This is a genomic window from Mycobacterium parmense (assembly GCF_010730575.1).
Classification (GTDB): Bacteria; Actinomycetota; Actinomycetes; order Mycobacteriales; family Mycobacteriaceae; genus Mycobacterium; species Mycobacterium parmense.
On record NZ_AP022614.1, the window covers coordinates 2,587,294 to 2,610,188 of the forward strand.

The following is a 22,895-nucleotide window of genomic DNA, read 5'->3' on the forward strand; positions in this document are numbered from 1 at the left end:
CTGCCTTACTTACGGCCGCGACGCGTGGTCGTCGTCGTCTTCTTGGCGGGAGTCTTCTTGGCCGGGGCCTTGGTCGCGGCCTTCTTGACCGGAGCCTTGGTCGCGGCCTTCTTGACCGGAGCCTTGGTCGCGGCCTTCTTCACCGGAGCCTTGGTCGCGGCCTTCTTCACCGGAGCCTTGGTCGCGGCCTTCTTGACCGGAGCCTTGGTCGCGGCCTTCTTCACCGGGGCCTTGGTCGCCGTCTTCTTCGCCACGGTCTTCTTGGCGGGAGCCTTCTTGGCCGCGGTCTTCTTGGCCGCGCCTGCAACAACACCACGCTTCACGGCGGGTCCTTCCGACGGGAGGCGCTGCGCGCCAGAGACAACCGCTTTGAATTGGGCACCGGGACGGAACGCCGGGACCGAGGTCGGCTTCACCTTCACCGTCTCGCCGGTACGCGGATTGCGAGCCACGCGAGCCGCGCGACGCCGCTGTTCGAATACCCCGAATCCGGTGATGGTTACGCTGTCGCCCTTGTGCACCGCACGCACAATGGTGTCGACGACATTCTCGACGGCGGCGGTCGCCTGCCGACGGTCCGAGCCCAATTTCTGTGTGAGCACGTCAATGAGCTCTGCTTTGTTCATCCAATCCCTCCAAGCTAGTGGTCCTCGTTTCGGAACCGTCTAGTGGACACGGTAAACCCTCACCTGGCAAATTTCCAAGAGCCACGCGCAATTTCAGGGCCCGGCGATCGGCATTTTCGCAATCCGGTTGCCGCCCTTGACCGGTGGCGCGAGCCCGAAATGGACTCGGTTTACTTAGATGAGCGAGAAGAAATTCCGGCCCCGGCGGCCATTCACGACAACGGCAGAGTCCGCGGTTTCCACGCCGGATAGGCCGCCTCGAAAGACTCGATCTCGGGGAGTTTCCGCAGCGTAAGGCCTATATCGTCGAGCCCTTCGAGCAGGCGCCAGGCGGTGTGGTCGTCAATCTTGAACGGCAGCACCACCGTTCCGGCGGTGATATTTCGATCCTGAAGATTGGCAGTGATTTTAAGACCCGGGCTTTGCTCGATCAGCTTCCAGAGAAGTTCCACACCGTCTTGGGCGACTTCGGCCGCCAGCAGGCCCGCCTTGCCGGCATTGCCGCGGAAAATGTCACCGAATCGAGACGAGATCACCACCCGGAACCCGTAGTCCATGAGCGCCCACACGGCGTGCTCGCGCGACGAGCCGGTCCCGAAGTCGGATCCGGCGACCAGAACCGAACCCCGGTCAAAAGGGCTGAGGTTCAGCACGAACGAAGGGTCGGACCGCCAGCTTGCGAACAATCCGTCCTCGAATCCGGTTCGGGTCACGCGCTTCAAGAACTCCGCGGGAATGATCTGATCGGTATCCACATTGGAGCGCCGCAGCGGCACGCCGATGCCGGTGTGAGTGTGAAATGCCTCCATGGCCGTCCTCTTCTTTCGTTGGTCAGTTCAAGTCCGCCGGGGCGGAAAGGGTGCCGCGTACCGCCGTCGCCGCGGCGACGGACGGAGAGACCAGGTGGGTGCGGCCGCCTTTGCCCTGGCGCCCTTCGAAGTTGCGGTTCGAGGTCGCCGCGCAGCGCTCGCCCGGTGCGAGCTGGTCGGGGTTCATGCCGAGGCACATCGAGCAGCCCGCCTGCCGCCACTCGGCGCCCGCGGCCGTGAAAATCTCGCCGAGCCCTTCGGCTTCGGCCTGAGCGCGCACCCGCATCGAGCCCGGTACCAGCAGCATCCGCACTCCCGGAGCCACTTTGCGGCCCCGCAGCACGTCGGCGACCACCCGTAGGTCCTCGATGCGACCGTTGGTGCACGACCCGACGAACACGGCGTCGACCGCGATATCGCGCATCGGCGTACCCGGTCGAAGCCCCATGTAGGCCAACGCTTTCTCCGCCGCCTGGCGCTCGGCGTCGCCGGTCATCAGCTCGGGGTCGGGCACGTCCGCGGCCAGCGGCACACCCTGGCCGGGGTTCGTCCCCCACGTGACGAACGGGCTCAAGGACGCCGCATCCAGGTTGACCTCGGTGTCGAAGACCGCACCGGGGTCGGTGCGCAGCTGCTGCCAATACCGCATCGCCGCGTCCCACTGCTCGCCCGTGGGAGCGTGCGGACGCCCGCGCAGGAACTCGTAGGTGGTCTCGTCCGGGGCCACCATGCCCGCCCGGGCGCCGGCTTCGATGCTCATGTTGCAGACCGTCATGCGGCCCTCCATGGACAGCGATTCGATGGCGCTGCCGCGGTATTCGATCACGTGCCCCTGGCCGCCGCCGGTACCGATCCGGGCGATCAGCGCGAGGATGATGTCCTTGGCCGTCACCCCGGCCGGCAATTCCCCGTCGACGTTGACCGCCATCGTCTTGAACGGCCGCAGCGGCAGGGTCTGCGTGGCCAGCACGTGTTCGACCTCCGAGGTGCCAATTCCCATGGCCAGGGCGCCGAATGCGCCGTGCGTGGATGTGTGACTGTCACCACAGACGACCGTCATTCCGGGCTGGGTGAGGCCCAACTGCGGCCCGACGACGTGCACGATGCCCTGCTCGAGGTGGCCCATCGGGTAGAGCCGCACGCCGAATTCCTCGCAATTGCGCCGCAACGTCTCGACCTGGGTGCGCGACACCGGGTCGGCGATCGGCTTGTCGATGTCGACGGTGGGCACGTTGTGATCCTCGGTGGCCAGCGTCAGATCCGGCCGCCGCACCGGGCGTCCGGCGAGGCGCAGGCCGTCGAACGCCTGGGGGCTGGTGACCTCGTGCACCAGATGCAGGTCGATGTAGATCAGGTCGGGGGCGCCTCCTTGGTCAGAGCCGCCGCCGGACGCCACAACGTGGTCTTCCCAGACCTTTTCGGCCAGCGTCCGCGGTTTGTCGGCCCGGGCCGTCGCCGTGTCGGATTTCATCGCCACCTCGCCTCGCTCCATGTCGTTCGCGGCTCGCCGATCAGCGTGGGCTGTGCTCTCACATTGCGAGACGCTAGTATCTCCTTGTGAGACAGCATAGCGGTATCGGCGTTCTGGACAAATCCGTGACGGTGCTGCACACCATCGCGGAATCCCCCTGCGGCCTGGCCGAACTGTGTGAGCGGACGGCGTTGCCCAGGGCCACCGCCTACCGGTTGGCGGCGGCCCTGGAAGTGCACAGGCTGCTGGCCCGCGACGACGAAGGGCGTTGGCGGCTGGGCCCTGCGGTCACCGAACTCGCCGCGCAGGTCAACGATCCGCTGCTGGCCGCGGCCGCGGCGGTGCTGCCGCCGCTGCGCGAGACCACCGGGGAGAGCGTGCAGCTGTACCGCCGCGAGGGCACGTCCCGGGTCTGCGTGGCCGCCCTGGAACCCGCTGCGGGCCTTCGCGATACCGTGCCCGTCGGAGCGCGGCTACCGATGACCGCCGGGTCGGGGGCCAAAGTGCTGCTGGCCCACAGCGACTTGGCCACCCAGGAGGCCGTGCTGCCGGCGGCCGCGTTCACCGAGCGCACCTTGGCCGAGGTGCGGCGGCGCGGTTGGGCGCAGAGCGTGGCCGAGCGCGAGCCGGGGGTGGCGAGCGTGTCGGCCCCGGTGCGCGACGGCTGCGGCGTCGTCGTCGCCGCCATATCGGTGTCCGGGCCAGTCGACCGGATCGGCCGGCGTCCGGGAGTTCGCTGGGCCGCGGATCTTTTGGCCGCCGCCGAGGAAATCACCCGCCGGCTCTAGCTCGCGCGCGAGGCTCGGCGCCGCCCGCGCAGACTCGGGGCAAAGTTCGCGTGGACCACCTGAGAGACTGGCGCCATGGGAACAAATCAGCGCGCGTCCATCGTCATGTCCGAGGAAGAGATCGCGGATTACGTCGTCAAAAGCCGCACCGGCACGCTGGCCACCGTCGGCCCCGACGGCCAGCCGCACCTGGTCGCCATGTGGTACGCCGTCGTCGACGGCGAGATCTGGCTCGAAACGAAGGCCAAGTCACAGAAGGCGGTCAACCTCCGGCGAGACGCGCGGGTGAGCTTTCTCATCGAGGACGGCGACACCTACGACACGCTGCGCGGGGTCTCCTTCGAGGGCGTCGCGGAGATCGTCGACGACCCCGAGGTGGCACACCGGGTCGGCGTCAGCGTGTGGGAGCGCTACACCGGCCCCTACACCGACGAGATGAAGCCGTTCGTGGATCAGATGATGAACAACCGGGTCTGCGTGCGCATCGTGGCCCGCCGCGCCCGCTCCTGGGATCACCGCAAACTCGGCCTGCCCCCGATGCCGGTGGGCGGCACCACCGCACCGTCCGTGCAGACCGGCCGGTAGATACTTGTAGCCCCGATGGGATTCGAACCCACGCTACCGCCGTGAGAGGGCGGCGTCCTAGGCCGCTAGACGACGGGGCCAGAACCGATCCGAGCTGTCAGCATAGCCCAACCCGGTGGGCCCACCTAATCGCTTGGGGTGGAGCCGTTTTGCTGGGGTACCAGGACTCGAACCTAGAATGGCTGAACCAGAATCAGCTGTGTTGCCAATTACACCATACCCCATCGGCTGCCTTAAACCGCTGGTCAGCGGCCGTTTGCGGGTTGTCGACGCACCCCCGCGGACTGCCGTGCCAGCCGTTGCCGGGCCGACGTGCAGACTACCAAAGACTCGCGTCGTAATCCGAACGCGTGGTCGGGGTCTGTCAGCCGATCGTCTCGCGTGCCGCGCGAAGCCGCTGCATGCTGCGGTCGCGGCCGAGTAATTCGAGCGACTCGAACAACGGCGGGCTGATGGTGGTCCCGGTGGCCGCGACCCGGATCGGGCCGAACGCCTTACGCGGTTTGAGGGCCAGATCGTCGATGAGGGCCGTCTTGAGGGCGGCCTCGACGCCGGCCGCGGTCCAGTCGGTCACGCCGTCCAGGGCGGCCAGCGCGGCGTCCAGCACCGGCGCGCCGTCGGGTCCGAGCTCCTTGGCGGCGGCCTTCTCCTCGATCGCGTACGAGCCCTCGTCGAGGAACTTCAGCAACTCCCACGCGTCGCCGAGCACCACGATGCGGGTCTGCACCAGCTGGGCGGCCACGGCAAACCCCGCCTCGTCCAGCCCCGTGTCGTGGCCGTGCTCCGCGAAGTACTCGCGCAGCCTGGCGGCGAAGTCGGCCGGGTCCAGCATCCGGATGTGCTCGGCGTTGAGCGCGTCGGCCTTCTTCTGGTCGAAGCGGGCCGGATTGGAGTTCACATTCACGACGTCGAACGCGGCCACCATCTCGTCGAGGCTGAACACGTCGCGGTCGTCGGCGATCGCCCAGCCCAGCAGCGCGAGGTAGTTGAGCAGTCCCTCGGGGATGAAGCCGCGCTCGCGATGGGTGAACAGGTTGGACTGCGGGTCACGCTTGGACAGCTTCTTGGTGCCCTCCCCCAATACCGTTGGAAGGTGCGCGAACTGCGGGACCCGCTCGGCGACGCCGATCCGCATCAGCGCCCGGTACAGCGCGAGCTGGCGTGGGGTCGACGGCAGCAGGTCCTCGCCGCGCAGCACGTGAGTGATCTTCATCAGCGCGTCGTCGACCGGGTTGACCAAGGTGTATAACGAATCTCCGCTCGCGCGGGTCAGCGCGAAGTCGGGCACGCTGCCCGCTGCGAAGGTGGTGGTGCCGCGCACCAGGTCGTCCCAGCTGTGGTCCTCGTCGGGCATCCGCAGCCGCACCACCGGCCGGCGGCCCTCGGCGATGAACGCCGAGCGCTGCTCGTCGGTCAGCTCGCGGTCGAAGTTGTCGTAGCCCAGCTTGGGGTTTCGCCCGGCCGCCACGTGCCGGGCCTCGACCTCCTCCGGCGTCGAGAAGGCTTGATAGGCCTCACCGGCCGAGAGCAGCTTGTCGACGACCTCGCGGTAGACGTCCTTGCGCAGCGACTGCCGATACGGGCCGTAGGGTCCGCCGACCTCGGGGCCCTCGTCCCAGTCCAGGCCCAGCCAGCGCAGCGCGTCGAGCAGGGCCAGGTAGCTTTCCTCGCTGTCGCGCTCGGCATCGGTGTCCTCGATGCGAAAGACGAAGGTGCCCCCGGTGTGTCGGGCGTAGGCCCAGTTGAACAACGCGGTGCGGACCATGCCGACGTGGGGGGTGCCGGTGGGCGAGGGGCAGAACCGCACGCGCACACCCGACGGGGAACTCACGACTTGCCCTTGCGGACCACGGGATTGGACAGGGTGCCGATACCTTCGACGGTCACTTCGACGGTGTCGCCGTCCTCGATGGGGCCGACCCCGGCCGGCGTCCCGGTGAGGATGAGATCGCCGGGCAGCAGGGTCATCACGGCCGAGATCCATTCGACGATGGCGCCGACGTCGTGGATCATCAGCGAGGTGCGGCTGTGCTGCTTCACCTCGCCGTTGACCTCGGTGCGCAGTTCGAGGTCCGCCGGATCGACATCGGTGACGATCCACGGGCCCACCGGGCAGAAGGTGTCATGGCCCTTGGCGCGGGTCCATTGCACGTCGGCTTTCTGCTGGTCGCGCGCCGACACGTCGTTGCCGATCGTGTAGCCCAGGATGAAATCGGCCGCCCGCGCGGCCGACACGTCCTTGCACGGCCGTCCGATCACAACGGCCAGCTCGCCCTCGAAGTGCACCGGTGATGCGTTGGCGGGCAACCGGATCGGCACGTTGGGCCCGATGATCGCCGTGTTGGGCTTGAGGAAGATCACCGGGTCCGCCGGCGCCGGCCCCGTCATGTCGCTCATCTCCGCGATGTGGTCGGCGTAGTTCTTGCCGACGCAGACCACCTTGCTCGCCAGCATGGGCGCGAGCAGCCGGACGTCGGCCAGCGGCCACGACCGGCCGGTGAAGGTGGGTGTGCCGAAGGGATGTTCGGCGATCTCGCGGGCGGTCAGGGCTGCGGGGTCGCCGGTGTCGCCCTCGACGCTGACGAAGGCGACACCGTCCGGGCTTGCGATTCGGCCAAGGCGCATTCCGATGAGCCTAGTCGGGCGACGATGCGGGCGTCCGGGCCCCACGGTGCACGGCTGGCACCGTCCTCACCTGCGGTTTTCGCGTCCTGTGTCAGCATGGGGTGATGCCGAACGACGCGACCGGCGAGGTCGGGCTCGGCGCGGGGGCGCGGTGGTCGGTGATGATCGTGTCGCTCTTCGCGACCGCGAGTTCCTTCCTCTTCATCAACGGTGTCGCCTTCCTGATTCCGTCGCTGGAGTCCCGCCGCGGAATCCACCTGACGGAAGCCGGCCTGCTGTCGTCGATGCCCAGCTGGGGCATGGTGGTCACGCTGGTTTTGTGGGGCTACGTGCTGGACCGGGTGGGCGAGCGGCTGGTGCTGGTCGTCGGTTCCGCGCTGACGGCCGCCGCGTCCTACGCCGCGGCGTCGGCGCAGTCACTGGTCGCGGTCGCCGTCTTCCTGTTCCTCGGCGGCATGGCCGCCGCCAGCTGCAACAGCGCGGGAGGCCGGCTGGTCTCCGGGTGGTTTCCGCCGCACCAGCGCGGCCTGGCCATGGGCATCAGGCAGACCGCGCAGCCGCTGGGAATCGCCCTGGGCGCGTTGGTGATGCCCGAACTCGCCGAGCACGGGCCGCGCGCGGGGCTGATGTTTCCCGCTGCGGCGTGCGCGCTGGCGGCGGTGGCGAGCGCGATCGGCATCGTCGATCCGCCGCGCAAACCCCGCGAATCCGCTTCGGACCGGGAACTGGCCAGCCCCTACCGCGGGTCGTGGACGTTGTGGCGGATCCATGCGGTCGCGGGTCTGATGATGATGCCGCAGACGGTGACCGTGACCTTCATGCTGGTGTGGCTGGTCAAGAACCTGAACTGGTCGGTGGCCGCCGCCGGCGGCCTGGTCACCCTCTCGCAGCTGCTGGGCGCCCTCGGCCGCGTCCTGGTCGGCCGCTGGTCGGACCGCATCGGCTCGCGGATGAGACCGGTCCGCCTCATCGTCGCCTCCGCCGCCGTGGCCCTGTTCCTGCTGGCGTGGGCGGACTACCTGGACTCGGTCTACCAGGCGCCGCTGATGGTCGCCGTGTCGGTGATCGCCGTGCTCGACAACGGACTGGAGGCAACGGCCATCACGGAATTCGCCGGCACGTTCTGGAGCGGGCGCGCGCTGGGCATTCAGAACACCACCCAGCGGCTGATGGCGGCCGCGGGACCGCCGATGTTCGGCGCGTTGATCAGCGCGGCGAAGTATCCGCCGGCGTGGCTGCTGTGCGGGCTGTTCCCGCTGGCGGCGCTGCCGTTGGTGCCGGCGAAATTGCTGCCGCCGGGCCTCGAGACTAGAGCGCGGCGGCGATCCGTTCGCCGACTTCGCTGGTGGCGAGGCGTTCGGTCCCACGTGTTGCCAGATGACTCGCCACGGCACGGTCGACCCGGCTAGCGGCGTCCTCCTCGCCGAGGTGCGAAAGCAGCAGCGACACCGACAGAATCGCCGCCGTCGGATCCGCGATGCCCCGGCCCGCGATGTCGGGCGCGCTGCCGTGCACGGGTTCGAACATCGAGGGGTTGGTGCGCGTGGCGTCGATGTTTCCGCTGGCGGCCAGGCCGATTCCGCCGCAGACCGCCGCGGCCAGGTCGGTGATGATGTCGCCGAACAGGTTGTCGGTGACGATGACGTCGAAGCGCCCGGGGTCGGTCACCAGGAAGATGGTGGCCGCGTCGACGTGCTGGTAGGCCACCGCGACGTCGGGGTAGCTCTCGCCGACCTCCGCCACCATGCGGGCCCACAACGTGCCCGCGAACGTCAGCACGTTGGTCTTGTGCACCAGCGTCAGATGTTTGCGACGACGCCGCGCTCGCTCGAAGGCGTCGGTCACCACCCGGCGCACACCGAACGCGGTATTGAGGCTGACCTCGGTCGCCACCTCGTGGGGGGTGCCCACACGGATCGCGCCGCCGGTGCCCGTGTAGGGACCCTCGGTACCCTCCCGAACCACCACGAAGTCGATGTCGGCCTTCTCGGCGAGCGGGCCGCTCACCCCGGGGTACAGCCGGGCGGGCCGCAGGTTGACGTGGTGGTCGAGCTCAAAACGCAAGCGCAGCAACAGGCCCCGCTCGAGCACGCCACTGGGCACCGAGGGATCGCCGATCGCGCCGAGCAGGATGGCGTCGTGCTCACGCAACTCGCCCAGCACCGACTCGGGCAGCAGCTCGCCGGTGGCGTGAAACCGCCGGGCGCCCAGATCGTAGGGGGTCTTCTGCACGCCGGGCAGCACCGCGTCGAGGACCTTGAGCGCCTCGGCCACCACCTCAGGGCCGATGCCGTCCCCGCTGACGACAGCGAGCTTCACGACAGGTCAACCACCTTCAGCTTGTTGGCGCCCACCGCCGCCGTGATCGCCGACCGCACGTCCTCGGAGACGTCCTGGTCCAGCCGCAGCAGGATGGTGGCGCCCGGGCCCTCGGCGTCCTCGGAGAGCTGCGCGGCCTGGATGTTCACCCCGGCGGCGCCCAGCAAGGTGCCGATCTTGCCCAGCGCGCCGGGCGCATCGACGTAGTTGATCACCAGGTTGGTGCCCTGGGCCCGCAGGTCGAAGTTGCGGCCGTTGATCTGGACGATCTTCTCGACCAGCTGCGGACCGGACAGCGCGCCGGCGACGTTCACACACGAGCCGTCATGGGCGACGGCCCGCACGTCCACGACGCTGCGGTGGTTCGGGCTTTCGGAGGCCTTGGACAGCTCGGCGGTCACGCCACGTTCGGACGCCAGCGCCGGCGCGTTGACGAACGTCACCTGATCCTCGATGACCGCCGAGAACAGGCCGCGCAGCGCCGAAAGCTTCAGCACCTCAACGTCTTCGGCGGCCAGCTCGCCGCGAACCTGAACCGACAGCGAGACCGGCAGGCCGTCGGACAGCGCCGCGACGAGCACACCGAGCTTGCGCACCAGGTCCAGCCAGGGCGCCACCTCCTCGTTGACCACGCCGCCGCCGACGTTGACGGCGTCGGGCACGAATTCCCCTGCCAGGGCCAGCTTCACGCTTGCGGCGACGTCGGTGCCGGCCCGGTCCTGAGCCTCGGCCGTAGATGCGCCCAGGTGGGGCGTGACCACCACCTGCGGCAGCTCGAACAGCGGGGAGTCGGTGCACGGCTCCTTGGCGAACACGTCGATGCCGGCCGCGCGCACATGGCCACTGGACACCGCGTCGGCCAGCGCCGCCTCGTCCACCAGGCCGCCGCGCGCGGCGTTGACGATGATCACTCCCGGCTTGGTCTTGGCCAGCGCCTCCTTGTCGATCAACCCCGCCGTTTCGGGCGTCTTGGGCAGGTGCACCGAGATGAAGTCGGCGCGGCCCAGCAGCTCGTCGAGCGCCAGCAGCTCGATGCCCAGCTGGGCGGCGCGCGCCGGGGACACGTACGGGTCGTAGGCCACCAAATGGGCACCGAAGGCCGCCAGGCGTTGGGCGACCAGCTGGCCGATCCTGCCCAGACCGACGACGCCGACGGTCTTGCCGAAGATCTCCGTGCCCGAGAACGACGACCGCTTCCAGGTGTGCGCCCGCAGCGACGCGTCGGCCGCCGGGATCTGGCGCGCCGCGGACAACAGCAGCGCCAGCGCGTGTTCGGCGGCGCTGTGGATGTTCGATGTCGGGGCGTTGACCACCAGCACACCGCGCTCGGTGGCCGCGTCCACGTCCACGTTGTCCAGTCCGACGCCGGCGCGGGCCACGATCTTGAGCTTGGGGGCCGCCGCCAGCACCTCGGCGTCGACGGTGGTGGCCGAGCGAACCAGCAGCGCGTCGGCCTCAGGCACCGCGGCCAGCAGCTTCTCGCGGTCGGGACCGTCCACCCAGCGCACCTCGACCTGGTCTCCCAGCGCGGCCACGGTGGATTGGGCGAGTTTGTCGGCGATCAATACAACAGGCAGAGTCACCCGGCCAGCCTATCGGCTGCGTTTACGGCGCCGACGTCGCCATCATCGACTTCGGCGCACAGTCACATGCGCCTGCCAGGCTGGCCCGTCACGGCGTCATCCAGGTCCGGCAAACGGCCGCCGCGCCTACGATGACGCGGTGACCAAACTTGCGATCATCTACTACTCGGCGACCGGGCACGGCACCGCGATGGCGCGGCGCGTCGCCGCGACCGCCGAGGCGGCGGGCGCCGAGGTTCGCCTGCGCCACGTCGCCGAAACCCACGACCCGGCGACGTTCGCCCACAACCCCGCCTGGACCGCGAACTACGAGGCCACCAAGGATCTTCCGGCGGCCACCGGCGACGACATCGTCTGGGCCGACGCGGTGATCTTCGGCTCGCCGACACGCTTCGGTTCCCCGGCCGCGCAGCTGCGCACGTTCCTGGATTCGCTGGGCGGGCTGTGGGCGGAGGGCAAACTCGCCGACAAGGTGTACGCCGGCTTCACATCCTCCAATACCGCCCACGGCGGGCAGGAGACAACGCTGGTCGCGCTTTACGTCACGCTGATGCATTTCGGGGGCATCATCGTGGCGCCGGGATACACCGATCCGTCCAAGTTCGTCGACGGCAACCCCTACGGCGTGAGCCTGGTCGCCACCCACGACAACATCACCGACTTCGGTGACGTCACGGGCAACGCGCTGGATCACCTGGCCCGCCGGGTGGTGGCGGTCGCCGGGCGGCTCAAGGCGTCCTGAGCCACCGAACGTGCACTCAGTGCGAAAAAATCGCCGAAGATTCGCGCTGAGTGCACGTTGGGCGACAGCTGTTACGCCGTCTCGGTGATCGGCCGGTCGACCCAGCTCATCAGGTCGCGCAGCTTCTTGCCGGTGACCTCGATGGGGTGCTCGGCGTTCTCCTTGCGCAACTGCTCGAGTTGGGTGTTGCCGCCCTCGACGTTGGCGACCAGCTTCTTGGTGAAGCTGCCGTCCTGGATGTCGCGCAGGATCTCACGCATCCGCTCCTTGGTGCCGGCGTCGATGACGCGGGGACCAGAGAGGTAGCCGCCGAACTCCGCGGTGTCGGACACCGAGTAGTTCATCCGGGCGATGCCGCCCTCGTACATCAGGTCGACGATCAGCTTGAGTTCGTGCAGCACCTCGAAGTACGCCATCTCCGGCGGGTAGCCCGCCTCGACCATCACGTCGAAACCGGTCTTCACCAATTCCTCTGTGCCGCCGCATAACACGGCCTGCTCGCCGAACAGGTCGGTCTCGGTCTCGTCCTTGAACGTGGTCTTGATGACGCCGGCGCGGGTGCCGCCGATGGCCTTGGCGTAGGACAGCGCCAGCGCCTCGCCCTGTCCGGTCGGGTCCTGGTCGACGGCGATCAGGCAGGGCACGCCCTTGCCGTCGACGAACTGGCGGCGCACCAGGTGGCCGGGACCCTTGGGGGCGACCATCGCGATGGTCACCTCGGCGGGCGGCTTGATCAGGCCGAAGTGGATGTTGAGCCCGTGCCCGAAGAACAGCGCGTCGCCGGGGCGCAGGTTGGGCTCGATGTCGTTTGCGAAGATCTCCGCCTGCGCGGTGTCGGGCGCCAGCAACATGATCACGTCGGCCCACTTCGCGACCTCGGCGGGGGTGTCGACCTCCAGGCCCTGCTCGGCCACCTTGGCCCGCGACTTCGAACCCTCCTTGAGGCCCACCTTCACCTGAACGCCGGAGTCGCGCAGGCTCAACGAGTGTGCGTGGCCCTGGCTGCCGTACCCGATCACGCCGACCTTGCGGCCCTGAATGATCGACAGGTCGGCGTCGTCGTCGTAGAACATCTCCAATGCCTGCGATGGCATTTGTCTTTCTCCTTCTCGTTACTGCCGCTGAAAACTACTTGGCCGTGCCGATACCGCGCGGACCGCGCGACAGCGACACCATTCCCGATTGGACGATCTCGCGGATCCCGAAGGGTTCCAGCACCCGCAGCAGCGCCTCGATCTTGCCGCGGTCGCCGGTGACCTCGATCGTCAGCGCCTCCGGCGCCACGTCAATCACCTTGCCGCGGAACAGGTTCACCGCTTCGATCACCTGGCTGCGACTGCCCGCGTCGGCCCGCACCTTGATCAGCGCCAGCTCCCGCGACACCGAGTTGTCGTCGTCGAGCTCGACAATCTTGATGACGTTGATCAGCTTGTTGAGCTGCTTGGTGATCTGCTCGAGCGGGGTCTGTTCGGCGGAGACCACGATCGTCATCCGCGACATGTCCTTCTGCTCGGTGGCGCCGACCGCGAGCGACTCGATGTTGAATCCGCGCCGCGAGAACAGCGCCGCGATCCGTGCCAGCACACCGGGTTTGTCCTCGACCAGCACCGAGAGGGTGTGCGTCTTCGCGCTCATCAGGCGTGCCCCTCGCTCTCGTCGTCGAACAGCGGCCGGATGCCGCGGGCGGCCTGGATCTCGTCGTTGGAGGTCCCGGCGGCCACCATCGGCCACACCTGGGCGTCGGCGCCGACGATGAAGTCGATCACCACCGGGCGGTCGGTGACCGAGCGGGCCGCATTGATCACGTCCTCGACGTCTTCCGCACGCTCGCAACGCAATCCGACGCAGCCCAGCGCCTCGGCGAGTTTGACGAAGTCCGGGATGCGGCGCGAGTGCGTGGCCAGGTCGGTTTGCGAGTAGCGCTCTTCGTAGAACAGCGTCTGCCACTGGCGCACCATGCCCAGGTTGCCGTTGTTGATCAGCGCCACCTTGATCGGTATGCCCTCGATGGCGCAGGTGGCCAGCTCCTGGTTGGTCATCTGGAAGCAGCCGTCGCCGTCGATCGCCCAGACCTCGGTGTCGGGGCGGGCCAGCTGCGCCCCCATGGCCGCCGGGATGGCGAAGCCCATGGTGCCCAGGCCCCCGGAGTTGAGCCAGGTCCGCGGCTTCTCGTAGGAGATGAACTGCGCCGCCCACATCTGGTGCTGGCCGACGCCGGCGACGTACACCGCGTCCGGGCCGGCGATCTGGCCCAGCTTCTCGATCACGTACTCCGGGCTCAGGCTGCCGTCGCTCTGCGGGCCGTAGCTCAGCGGGTAGGTGGACTTGACGCTGTCCAGGTAGGCCCACCACTCGCTCATGTCTGAGGTTTCGGTGGCGCGGGCGCCACCGTGGTGGCGCAGCATCGCGATGAGTTCGGCGATGACGGCCTTGACGTCCCCGACGATCGGCACGTCGGCGTGCCGGTTCTTGCCGATCTCTGCGGGGTCGATGTCGGCGTGGATGACCTTGGCTTCCGGGGCGAAGGTGTCCAGCTTGCCGGTCACCCGGTCGTCGAAGCGGGTGCCCAGCGCGATCAGCAGGTCGCTGCGCTGCAACGCCGCCACCGCGGCCACGGTGCCGTGCATGCCGGGCATGCCCAGGTGCTGACGGTGGCTGTCCGGGAACGCGCCGCGCGCCATCAGCGTGGTGACCACCGGGATGCCGGTCAGCTCGGCCAATTCGCGCAGCTGCTCGGTCGCCTCGCCGCGGATGACGCCGCCGCCGACGTAGAGCACCGGCTTGCGCGCGGCCGCGATCAGCTTTGCGGCCTCACGGATCTGGCGGTTGTGCGGCTTGGTGTTCGGCTTGTAACCGGGCAGGTCCATGCGCGGGGGCCAGCTGAACGTGCACTGGCCCTGCAGCACGTCCTTGGGGATGTCGACCAGCACCGCGCCCGGGCGGCCCGAGGCGGCGATGTGGAACGCCTCGGCGAGCACCTGCGGGATCTCGTCGCCGGAGCGGACCAGGAAGTTGTGCTTGGTGATCGGCATCGTGATGCCGGAGATGTCGGCCTCCTGGAAGGCGTCCGTGCCGATCAGCGTGCGACCGACCTGCCCGGTGATGGCGACCACGGGGATCGAGTCCATCTGCGCGTCGGCCAGCGGGGTCACCAGGTTGGTGGCGCCGGGACCCGACGTGGCCATGCAGACGCCGACCTTGCCGGTCGCATGCGCATAGCCGCTGGCGGCGTGGCCGGCGCCCTGCTCGTGGCGAACGAGTACGTGGCGCAGTTTCTTCGAGTCGAACAGCGGATCGTACACCGGCAGCACCGCACCGCCGGGGATCCCGAAAATGACCTCGACGCCGAGTTCCTCGAGCGAGCGGATCACCGACTGCGCCCCGGTAAGTTGCTGAGGGTCAACGGGTTTGGGGTGCTTGGCCGGAGCCGCCGCGGGTGTTTCCGCCGCGTCGGAGGCGATGTCGGCCGCACGGGCGTGTGGCCTGGTGGGTGCGCTCACTGTCTTAATCCTTGTTCGGTCTGGAATTGGCCTTGCTGCGCAAGAAAAAACCCCCGTCAGCTCGGCTGCTGATCGAGGGTTGCGCGTCGGTGCCGGGTCGCTTCAAATGCTGACGTGCTGGTCAGGCACCAACGCGCTGACGAATTACTACGAGCATTCCGGGCTTTCCGGCGGTATCCATAACCTCCGACGGTAGCCAACGCACTGCTCAACCGTCAAATCCCGCCGTGTGCGGGGCGCCGGGGCCGCCGGTGCAATGATGCGAGGGTGGTTACCGATTCCCCCGTCGTGATCAGGGTGTCGCCGATGGCGCACCTGGCCGTCGGCTTCTTCGCGCTGGGGCTGCTGATCCCGGTGCTGGTGTGGCCGCTGTCCGCACCGCTGCTCGTCATCCCGGTGGCGTTGTCGGCAATGGTCTTCCGGCTGCGCACGGTCGCCGACGACCGCGGCGTGACCGCCCGGGACCTGCTGCACAGCCGCGCGGTGGCCTGGGAGGACATCGACGGGCTGCGGTTTCACCGCGGCTCCTGGGCGCGCGCCCACCTCAAGGACGGGACGGAACTGCGGTTGCCTGCCGTCACGTTCGCGACGTTGCCGGAGTTGACGGCTGCCAGTTCGGGGCGGGTCCCCAATCCCTACGGTTGACGCCCGGTCAGGCGATCGGGTTGACGCCGTTGAGCAGCACCCACACACCGACACCGGCGGCGATGCCCGCCAGCAGCGCGACGAACGACCCGATGAAGGGCCGGTGCGCCCATCCGCGCCCGGCGTCGAACCCGTAACGGCCGGGCCCACACAGGATGACTGCGGCGGCCAGCACGATCAGGGTGATCTGGTACTCGTGCCCCTGCGGCAGGAAGAAGGAGAAGGTGTGCGAGTGCGGCCGCGCCGAGATCGTGGCCAGTAGGCCGTTGATCAGGAAGGCCAGCGCGCCCGCCGCCGCCAGCGGGGTGAACAGGCCCAGGATCAGCAGCACACCGGCAACCACCTCGCCGCCGGCGCTGACGTAGGCCAGGATGTCGGCGTGCTGGTAGCCGACGTCGGACAGCGAGTTGCGGAAGGCGGTGACCCCCGAGCCGCCCCACCAGCCGAAGAGCTTCTGCAGCCCGTGGGCGCCCAGCACCACTCCCAGGCCGAGACGCATGATCAGCAAACCCAGGTTCTGGGTGCCGCGGCGGCCGGCCGCGCGCAGCCGGTCGTGTTCGTCGTCCGGGTAGATCTGGGCCGGCTCGGTCGCCGAGATCGGCGCCGCCTGCACCGGCGACGCCGGCTGTACGTACGGCAACGGCTCCTGCTGGTCGAGGAGGCCGTACTTGCCCGCGCCGGGGCCGGCCGCGGCGGCCAGGTCGGTGTGGGGGATGACGGTCGTGGTGCCGAAGTCGCCCGGGTAACCGACTGGCGTCAGGTCGTCTTCGGGGTCCACCAAACGCGCCGAGGCGGGGCGCCCCGGAGTTGGCGCCGGCGATTCGCCGGGCCGCTGCCAATGTGCGTCATTCGATTGACTGGTCACGGGAGTCAGGGTAAGGGCATTTGGTCCTGAATTGGGGATTTGAGCGGCGCTTTCGCCATGCAATCGGACCTCGGTGCGCAAAATAGGCCCGGATTTGCCCGAAACGGTATCGGTCGTATCTCGGGACGGGCTCGAACGCGTAAACCCGGTATGAATCGGCGGGGATCCGGCGCGCGGCGCACGCGGCACGCGGCGCACCGCGCGCCGGGCGTGTGGCGGCGCCACCCGCGGGGTCCGTAGCCTGTCGGTCATGCGAGGTGCGCGATGGGGGCGATCGGTTCGGTGCGCGCTGGCCGCGCTCTGCACCGTGATGCTGGTGTCGAGTGGGTGCGCACGGTTCAACGACGCCCAGTCCCAGCCGTTCACCACGGAGCCCGAGCTTCATCCGCAGCCCAGCTCGACGCCTCCCCCGCCGCCGCCGCTGCCGCCCACACCGTTCCCGAAGGCCTGCCCGGCGCCGGGAGTGATGCAGGGCTGCCTGGAAAGCACCAGCGGCCTCATCATGGGCCCCGACAGCAAAACCGCGTTGGTTGCCGAGCGCACCACCGGCGCGGTCAAGGACATCTCCGTCAGCGCCGAGCCGAAGGTGAAGACGGTGATCCCGGTCGATCCCTCGGGGGACGGCGGCCTGATGGACATCGTGCTGTCGCCTACCTACACCCAGGACCGCCTGATGTACGCCTACATCAGCACGCCCACCGACAACCGGGTCGTCCGTATCGCCGACGGTGACATCCCCAAGGACATCCTGACCGGGATCCCCAAGGGCGCCACCGGAAACATGGGAGCGCTGATCTTCACCAGCCCCACCACCCTGCTGGTGATGACCGGCGATGCTGGCAACCCGTCGATGGCCGCCGACCCCAAATCGCTTGCCGGCAAGGTGCTGCGCATCGAGCAGCCGACCACGATCGGGCAGGCGCCCCCCACCACCGCGCTGTCCGGCGTCGGCTCCGGGGGCGGCATGTGCGTCGACCCCGTCGACGGCTCGCTCTACGTCGCCGACCGCACCCCCACCGCGGACAGGTTGCAGCGCATCACCAAGACCTCCGAGGTCTCCACGGTGTGGACCTGGCCCGACAAGCCCGGCGTCGCCGGCTGCGCAGCGATGGACGGGACGGTGCTGGTCAACCTGATCAACACCAAGCTGACCGTGGCCGTCCGGCTGGCGCCGTCGACGGGTGCGGTCACCGGCGAACCCGACGTCGTCCGCAAGGACACCCACGCGCACGCATGGGCGCTGCGGATGTCGCCGGACGGAAACGTCTGGGGCGCAACCGTCAACAAGACGGCCGGGGATGCCGAGAAGCTCGACGACGTGGTGTTCCCGCTATTCCCGCAGGGCGGCGGCTTCCCCCGCAACAACGACGACAAGACGTAGCTCCGGCGCCTTCCTTGCCGCGCCGAACATGAAGCACACCAAGCATTTTCGGCGCGTCGCGCCGTCCCGCACGCACGCGGGCGCGGGTCAGCCCTGGCCGCAGGCGGCCAGGACCAGCTCACGAACTCGGGCGGCGTCGGCCTGCCCGCGGGTTGCCTTCATGACCGCGCCGACGATCGCGCCGGCCGCGGCCACCTTTCCGCCGCGGATCTTCTCCGCCACATCGGGATTGGCGGCCAGGGCTTCGTCGACGGCCGCCTGTGTCACCGAGTCGTCGCGCACCAGCGCGAGGCCGCGCGCGGTCATCACCTGCTCGGGCTCCCCCTCCCCGGCCAGCACGCCCTCCACGACCTGTCGCGCCAGTTTGTTCGACAGCTTGCCCTCGTCGACCAGCGCCACCACGGCGGCGACCTGCGCCGGGGTGATAGGCAGCTCTTCGAGGCCGATGCCGGCCTCGTTGGCCTTCTGGACCAGGAAGTTTCCCCACCAGGCGCGCGCCTGCTCGCTGGGGGCGCCGTGCTTGACGGTAGCGATCACCAGGTCAACCGCGCCGGCGTTGACGAGGTCGCGCATGACCTCGTCGGAGACTCCCCACTCCTGCTGAATCCGCTTGCGGCTCAACCACGGTAGTTCGGGAATGGTCTGCCGCAACTGCTCGACGAGCTCGCGGCTGGGCGCGACGGGTTCCAGGTCCGGCTCCGGGAAGTAGCGGTAATCCTCGGCCGTCTCTTTGGCGCGGCCGGGGCTGGTGTAACCGGACTCGTGAAAGTGCCTGGTCTCTTGGCGGATCCGGCCGCCGGACGCCAGAATCGCCGCTTGGCGCTGCATCTCATAGCGCACGGCCACCTCGACGCTGCGCAGCGAGTTGACGTTCTTGGTCTCGGTGCGGGTGCCGAACTCCGTGGCCCCCTTCGGCATGAGCGACACGTTGGAGTCGCAGCGCATCGAGCCCTGGTCCATGCGGACGTCGGAAACCTCCAACGAGCGCAGCAGGTCTCGCAATGCGGTCACGTAGGCCCGGGCGACCTGGGGCGCGCGGTCGCCGGTTCCCACGATCGGCTTGGTGACGATCTCGATGAGCGGGACACCGGCGCGGTTGTAGTCGATCAGCGATGTGGTCGCGCCGTGGATGCGGCCCGTCTCGCTGCCCAGGTGGGTGAGCTTGCCGGTGTCCTCCTCCATGTGCGCCCGCTCGATGTCGACGCGCCACGTGGTGCCGTCGTCCAGCGGCACCTCGAGAAAGCCGTCGATCGCGATCGGCTCGTCGTACTGCGAGATCTGGTAGTTCTTCGGCATGTCCGGGTAGAAGTAGTTCTTCCGGGCGAACCGGCACCACGGCACGATCTGGCAGTTGAGCGCCAGGCCGATCCGGATCGCCGACTCGACCGCGGCCTGGTTGAGCACCGGCAGCGAACCGGGCAGGCCCAGGCACACCGGGCACACCTGGGTGTTGGGCTCGGCCCCGAACGCGGTGGCGCAGCCGCAGAACATCTTCGTCAAGGTGGACAGCTCGACGTGCACCTCGAGGCCGAGCACGGGGTCGAAGCGCGCGATGACGTCCTCGTAATCCATCAACTCGGCACCGGCGGCGGCAACACTCATGCCTCGATCCTAGTGGTGGTCGCGAGGCCGGCGGAGCCGGGCGAAGCGGGCCACCACCAACGTCCCCGTGGTGGTCGCGAGGCCGGCGGAGCCGGGCGAAGCGGGCCACCACCAACGTCCCCGTGGTGGTCGCGAGGCCGGCGGAGCCGGGCGAAGCGGGCCACCACCAACGTCCCCGTGGTGGTCGCGAGGCCGGCGGAGCCGGGCGAAGCGGGCCACCACCAACGTCCCAGTGGTGGTCGCGAAGCGGGCCACCACCAACGTCCCAGTGGTGGTCGCGAGGCCGGCGGAGCCGGGCGAAGCGGGCCACCACCAACGTCCCAGTGGTGGTCGCGAGGCCGGCGGAGCCGGGCGAAGCGGGCCACCACCAACGTCCCAGTGGTGGTCGCGAGGCCGGCGGAGCCGGGCGAAGCGGGCCACCACCAACGTCCCAGTGGTGGTCGCGAGGCCGGCGGAGCCGCAGGGCCGCGCCCGGTCAGCCGAAGAAAGCGGCGGCGTCGTCGTAGCGGGACTGGGGCACCAGCTTGAGCTGGCGCACGGCATCCGCGAGCGCCACCCGCCCGATCTCCTGCCCGCGCAGCGAGACCATCTGGCCGTACTCCCCCGCATGGGCCGCGTCGGCGGCGTTGACGCCGAACCGGGTTGCCAGCACGCGGTCATACGCCGTCGGCGTGCCGCCCCGCTGGACGTGGCCCAGCACGGTGACCCGGACCTCCTTGTTGATCCGCTTCTCCACCGCCACGGCCAGCTGGGCGGCCACCCCGGTGAAACGCTCGTGGCCGAACTCGTCAAGCCCGCCCTCGCGCAACGTGATCGACCCCTCGACCGGCTTGGCGCCCTCGGCGACCACGCAGATGAAATGCGAATCACCGCGCTGGAAGCGCCGTTTCACCAGCCGGCACACCTCTTCGATGTCGAAGGGCTGCTCGGGGATCAGCGTCATGTGGGCGCCGGAGGCCATGCCCGCGTTGAGGGCGATCCAGCCGGCGTGCCGGCCCATCACCTCCACCAGCATCACCCGCTGGTGCGACTCGGCGGTGCTGTGCAGGCGGTCGATGGCGTCGGTGGCGACGGTCAGCGCGGTGTCGTGGCCGAAAGTCACGTCGGTGCAATCGATGTCGTTGTCGATGGTTTTGGGCACCCCGACCACGGGCACGTTCTCCTCGGACAGCCAGTGCGCGGCGGTCAGCGTGCCCTCGCCCCCGATCGGGATGAGGACGTCGATGCCGTTGTCGTCCAGGGTCTGTTTGATCTGGTCGAGGCCGGCCCGCAGCTTGTCCGGATGAACGCGCGCGGTGCCCAGCATCGTCCCGCCCTTGGCGAGCAGCCGGTCGTTGCGGTCGTCGTTCGCGAGCTGCATGCGCCGGTTCTCCAGCAGCCCGCGCCACCCGTCCTGGAACCCGACCACCGAGGAGCCGTACCGGGCGTCGCACGTGCGCACCACCGCCCGGATGACGGCGTTGAGGCCGGGGCAGTCGCCTCCGCCGGTGAGAACTCCGATCCGCATGCCCTTCATCTTGCACTGCGGCCTCGTTGGTTGCCGCCTAGATGGCGCTGGGCAACTCCCCGCGCGCGGCCTCGTACGCGGCACCCACCCGGTAGAGCCGGTCGTCGGCCAGCGCCGGCGCCATGATCTGCAGCCCCACCGGCAGGCCGTCGTCGGGCGACAGGCCCGACGGCACCGACATGCCGCAGTGCCCGGCCAGGTTCAGCGGCAGCGTGCACAGGTCGAACAGGTACATCGCCAGCGGGTCGTCGACCTTCTCGCCCAGCCTGAAGGCGGTGGTCGGGGTCGCCGGGGACACCACGACGTCGACGGACTCGTAGGCCCTGTCGAGGTCGCGGGCGATCAGGGTGCGCACCTTCTGCGCCTGGTTGTAGTAGGCGTCGTAGTATCCGGCCGACAGCGCGTACGTGCCGATCATGATGCGGCGCTTGACCTCCGGACCGAGCCCGGCCGCCCGGGTCTGCGCCATCACCTCTTCTGCGCTGTGGCTGCCGTCGTCGCCGACCCGCAGCCCGTAGCGCATCGCGTCGAAGCGCGCCAGGTTGCTCGACACCTCCGACGGCAGGATCAGGTAGTAGGCGGCCAGCGCGTACTCGAAGTGCGGGCAGTCCACCTCGCTCACCTCGGCGCCGAGCTTGGTCAGCTGCTCGACGGCGGCCTCGAACGAGGCCAGCACGCCCGGCTGGTAGCCCTCGCCGCGCAGCTGCTTGACGACTCCGACCCGCACACCGCCCAGGTCACCGGCGGCTCCGGCCCTGGCGGCGGCGACCACGTCGGGCACCTCGGCGTGCAGGGAGGTGGAGTCGCGGGCGTCGTGGCCGGCGATCACCCGGTGCAGCAGGGCGGTGTCGAGCACGGTGCGCGCGCACGGGCCGCCCTGGTCCAGCGAGGACGCGCAGGCCACCAGCCCGTAGCGCGAGACGGTGCCGTAGGTGGGCTTGACCCCGACGGTCGCGGTCAGCGCGGCCGGCTGGCGGATGGAGCCGCCGGTGTCGGACCCGATGGCCAGCGGCGCCTGGAACGCGGCCAGCGCCGCCGCGCTGCCGCCGCCTGAGCCGCCGGGAACCCGGTCGACGTTCCACGGGTTGCGGGTGGGGCCGTAGGCCGAGTTCTCCGTCGAGCTGCCCATCGCGAACTCGTCCATGTTGGTCTTGCCCAGGATCGGGATGCCGGCCGCGCGCAGCCTCAGCGTGAGGGTGGCGTCGTAGGGGGAACGCCAGCCTTCGAGGATCTTCGACCCGCAGGTGGTGGGCATGTCGACGGTGGTGAAGACGTCCTTGAGGGCCAACGGCACCCCGGCCAGCGCCGACGGGAGCCGCTCGCCTGCGGCCACCGCCTGGTCGACGGCGGCCGCCGCCGCCAGCGCCTCGTCGGCCGCCACGTGCAGGAAGGCGTGGTAGCGCTCGTCGGTGGCGTCGATCTGGTCCAGGCAGGCCCGGGTGACCTCGACCGACGACAGCTCTTTTGCGGCGATCCTGGCCGCCAGTGTCGCGGCGTCGGACCGGACGATATCGCTCACTCGCTGTCCCCCAGGATCTGGGGCACCGCGAAGCGGCCGTCGACGGCCTCGGGCGCCTGGTCAAGCGCCTCACGCTGGGTCAGGCACGGGGTCGGCCGGTCGGGACGCGTGACGTTGACGTCCTTGAGCGGGTTGTCGGTGGCTTCGACGCCGGTGACGTCGACGGCCTGCACCTGGCTGACGTGGGTCAGGATGGCGTCGAGCTGGCCGGCGAAGCTGTCCAGCTCGCTGTCGCTCAACGCCAGCCGGGACAGCCGGGCCAGGTGCGCCACCTCGTCGCGGGAGATCTGGGACACGGGTGAAAAGCCTAGCCGGGCGGCGATGTGGC

General features: G+C 69.2%; 21 protein-coding genes and 2 tRNA genes. 6 read left to right on the forward strand and 17 right to left on the reverse strand.

Going from position 1 to position 22,895, the window contains the following annotated elements; translation table 11 throughout:
- Positions 1–5 precede the first annotated feature (5 nt).
- From G6N48_RS11715 to leuC, 3 genes are all read right to left on the reverse strand, one after another.
- Entirely contained in the window at positions 6–626 is a 621-nt protein-coding gene (locus tag G6N48_RS11715; RefSeq protein ID WP_085268005.1) for an HU family DNA-binding protein, read from the reverse strand.
- A 212-nt stretch (positions 627–838) separates the two neighbouring features.
- Positions 839–1,435: a 3-isopropylmalate dehydratase small subunit gene (leuD, locus tag G6N48_RS11720; RefSeq protein ID WP_085268004.1), complete on the reverse strand. Its 597-nt coding sequence runs from the start codon at positions 1,433–1,435 to the stop codon at positions 839–841.
- Between the two features lie 22 nt (positions 1,436–1,457).
- On the reverse strand, positions 1,458–2,906 hold the full coding sequence (leuC, locus tag G6N48_RS11725; protein ID WP_085268076.1) for a 3-isopropylmalate dehydratase large subunit: 1,449 nt from the start codon (positions 2,904–2,906) through the stop codon (positions 1,458–1,460).
- 86 nt (positions 2,907–2,992) lie between these two features.
- On the opposite strand from leuC, the gene G6N48_RS11730 reads away from it, so the two are divergent.
- Together G6N48_RS11730 and G6N48_RS11735 are read left to right on the forward strand one after the other, a co-directional pair.
- A complete protein-coding gene (locus G6N48_RS11730; protein WP_085268003.1) occupies positions 2,993–3,694 on the forward strand; it encodes an IclR family transcriptional regulator in 702 nt (233 codons plus the stop codon).
- A 75-nt stretch (positions 3,695–3,769) separates the two neighbouring features.
- A complete protein-coding gene (locus G6N48_RS11735) occupies positions 3,770–4,279 on the forward strand; it encodes a pyridoxamine 5'-phosphate oxidase family protein (protein ID WP_085268002.1) in 510 nt (169 codons plus the stop codon).
- Positions 4,280–4,286: 7 nt separating this feature from the next.
- On the opposite strand, the gene G6N48_RS11740 is transcribed toward G6N48_RS11735, so the two are convergent.
- From G6N48_RS11740 to G6N48_RS11755, 4 genes are all read right to left on the reverse strand, one after another.
- Positions 4,287–4,359, reverse strand: a tRNA-Glu gene (locus G6N48_RS11740).
- 72 nt (positions 4,360–4,431) lie between these two features.
- Positions 4,432–4,503: transfer RNA gene (locus tag G6N48_RS11745), tRNA-Gln, on the reverse strand.
- Positions 4,504–4,643: 140 nt separating this feature from the next.
- Positions 4,644–6,110: a glutamate--tRNA ligase gene (gene gltX, locus G6N48_RS11750; protein WP_085268001.1), complete on the reverse strand. Its 1,467-nt coding sequence runs from the start codon at positions 6,108–6,110 to the stop codon at positions 4,644–4,646.
- A complete protein-coding gene (locus G6N48_RS11755) occupies positions 6,107–6,904 on the reverse strand; it encodes a fumarylacetoacetate hydrolase family protein (RefSeq protein WP_085268000.1) in 798 nt (265 codons plus the stop codon). The genes gltX and G6N48_RS11755 overlap by 4 nt, the downstream gene beginning before the upstream one ends.
- A gap of 104 nt (positions 6,905–7,008) precedes the next feature.
- Here G6N48_RS11755 and G6N48_RS11760 point away from each other — a divergent pair, with 104 nt between their 5' ends.
- On the forward strand, positions 7,009–8,313 hold the full coding sequence (locus tag G6N48_RS11760; protein WP_085267999.1) for an MFS transporter: 1,305 nt from the start codon (positions 7,009–7,011) through the stop codon (positions 8,311–8,313).
- Here the strand turns inward: G6N48_RS11760 and G6N48_RS11765 are convergent.
- Both G6N48_RS11765 and serA read right to left on the reverse strand, forming a co-directional pair.
- Positions 8,213–9,223, reverse strand: a complete 1,011-nt coding sequence (locus G6N48_RS11765; protein ID WP_085267998.1) for a 3-isopropylmalate dehydrogenase — start codon at positions 9,221–9,223, stop codon at positions 8,213–8,215. The genes G6N48_RS11760 and G6N48_RS11765 overlap by 101 nt on opposite strands.
- Positions 9,220–10,806, reverse strand: a complete 1,587-nt coding sequence (serA, locus tag G6N48_RS11770) for a phosphoglycerate dehydrogenase (RefSeq protein ID WP_085267997.1) — start codon at positions 10,804–10,806, stop codon at positions 9,220–9,222. Before serA ends, G6N48_RS11765 begins: the two co-directional genes overlap by 4 nt.
- A 139-nt stretch (positions 10,807–10,945) precedes the next feature.
- Here serA and wrbA point away from each other — a divergent pair, with 139 nt between their 5' ends.
- Positions 10,946–11,548 (forward strand): NAD(P)H:quinone oxidoreductase, encoded by a 603-nt coding sequence (wrbA, locus tag G6N48_RS11775; RefSeq protein ID WP_085267996.1) that lies wholly within the window; start codon positions 10,946–10,948, stop codon positions 11,546–11,548.
- 71 nt (positions 11,549–11,619) lie between these two features.
- Here the strand turns inward: wrbA and ilvC are convergent, their stop codons facing one another.
- From ilvC to G6N48_RS11790, 3 genes are read right to left on the reverse strand one after another with little or no spacing between them, the layout of a single operon-like run.
- Positions 11,620–12,621, reverse strand: coding sequence for a ketol-acid reductoisomerase (ilvC, locus tag G6N48_RS11780; RefSeq protein ID WP_085267995.1), 1,002 nt, complete (start codon positions 12,619–12,621; stop codon positions 11,620–11,622).
- A 55-nt stretch (positions 12,622–12,676) separates the two neighbouring features.
- Positions 12,677–13,183, reverse strand: a complete 507-nt coding sequence (ilvN, locus tag G6N48_RS11785; protein WP_085267994.1) for an acetolactate synthase small subunit — start codon at positions 13,181–13,183, stop codon at positions 12,677–12,679.
- Positions 13,183–15,048, reverse strand: coding sequence for an acetolactate synthase large subunit (locus tag G6N48_RS11790; RefSeq protein ID WP_085267993.1), 1,866 nt, complete (start codon positions 15,046–15,048; stop codon positions 13,183–13,185). The genes ilvN and G6N48_RS11790 overlap by 1 nt, the downstream gene beginning before the upstream one ends.
- Before the next feature lie 306 nt (positions 15,049–15,354).
- Here G6N48_RS11790 and G6N48_RS11795 point away from each other — a divergent pair, with 306 nt between their 5' ends.
- Positions 15,355–15,693, forward strand: coding sequence for a PH domain-containing protein (locus tag G6N48_RS11795; protein WP_085268075.1), 339 nt, complete (start codon positions 15,355–15,357; stop codon positions 15,691–15,693).
- 7 nt (positions 15,694–15,700) lie between these two features.
- On the opposite strand, the gene G6N48_RS11800 is transcribed toward G6N48_RS11795, so the two are convergent.
- Complete coding sequence (locus G6N48_RS11800; protein ID WP_085267992.1) at positions 15,701–16,558, reverse strand: DoxX family protein; 858 nt, start codon at positions 16,556–16,558, stop codon at positions 15,701–15,703.
- Positions 16,559–16,808: 250 nt separating this feature from the next.
- On the opposite strand from G6N48_RS11800, the gene G6N48_RS11805 reads away from it, so the two are divergent.
- Positions 16,809–17,939, forward strand: a complete 1,131-nt coding sequence (locus tag G6N48_RS11805) for a PQQ-dependent sugar dehydrogenase (RefSeq protein WP_085267991.1) — start codon at positions 16,809–16,811, stop codon at positions 17,937–17,939.
- 87 nt (positions 17,940–18,026) lie between these two features.
- On the opposite strand, the gene gatB is transcribed toward G6N48_RS11805, so the two are convergent.
- The 4 genes from gatB to gatC form a co-directional block, all read right to left on the reverse strand.
- Positions 18,027–19,541: an Asp-tRNA(Asn)/Glu-tRNA(Gln) amidotransferase subunit GatB gene (gene gatB, locus G6N48_RS11810; RefSeq protein ID WP_085267990.1), complete on the reverse strand. Its 1,515-nt coding sequence runs from the start codon at positions 19,539–19,541 to the stop codon at positions 18,027–18,029.
- Between the two features lie 475 nt (positions 19,542–20,016).
- Positions 20,017–21,048 (reverse strand): ATP-dependent 6-phosphofructokinase, encoded by a 1,032-nt coding sequence (locus tag G6N48_RS11815; RefSeq protein WP_085268074.1) that lies wholly within the window; start codon positions 21,046–21,048, stop codon positions 20,017–20,019.
- 37 nt (positions 21,049–21,085) lie between these two features.
- Positions 21,086–22,567: an Asp-tRNA(Asn)/Glu-tRNA(Gln) amidotransferase subunit GatA gene (gatA, locus tag G6N48_RS11820; RefSeq protein ID WP_085267989.1), complete on the reverse strand. Its 1,482-nt coding sequence runs from the start codon at positions 22,565–22,567 to the stop codon at positions 21,086–21,088.
- Entirely contained in the window at positions 22,564–22,863 is a 300-nt protein-coding gene (gene gatC, locus G6N48_RS11825; protein ID WP_085267988.1) for an Asp-tRNA(Asn)/Glu-tRNA(Gln) amidotransferase subunit GatC, read from the reverse strand. Before gatC ends, gatA begins: the two co-directional genes overlap by 4 nt.
- Positions 22,864–22,895 lie beyond the last annotated feature (32 nt).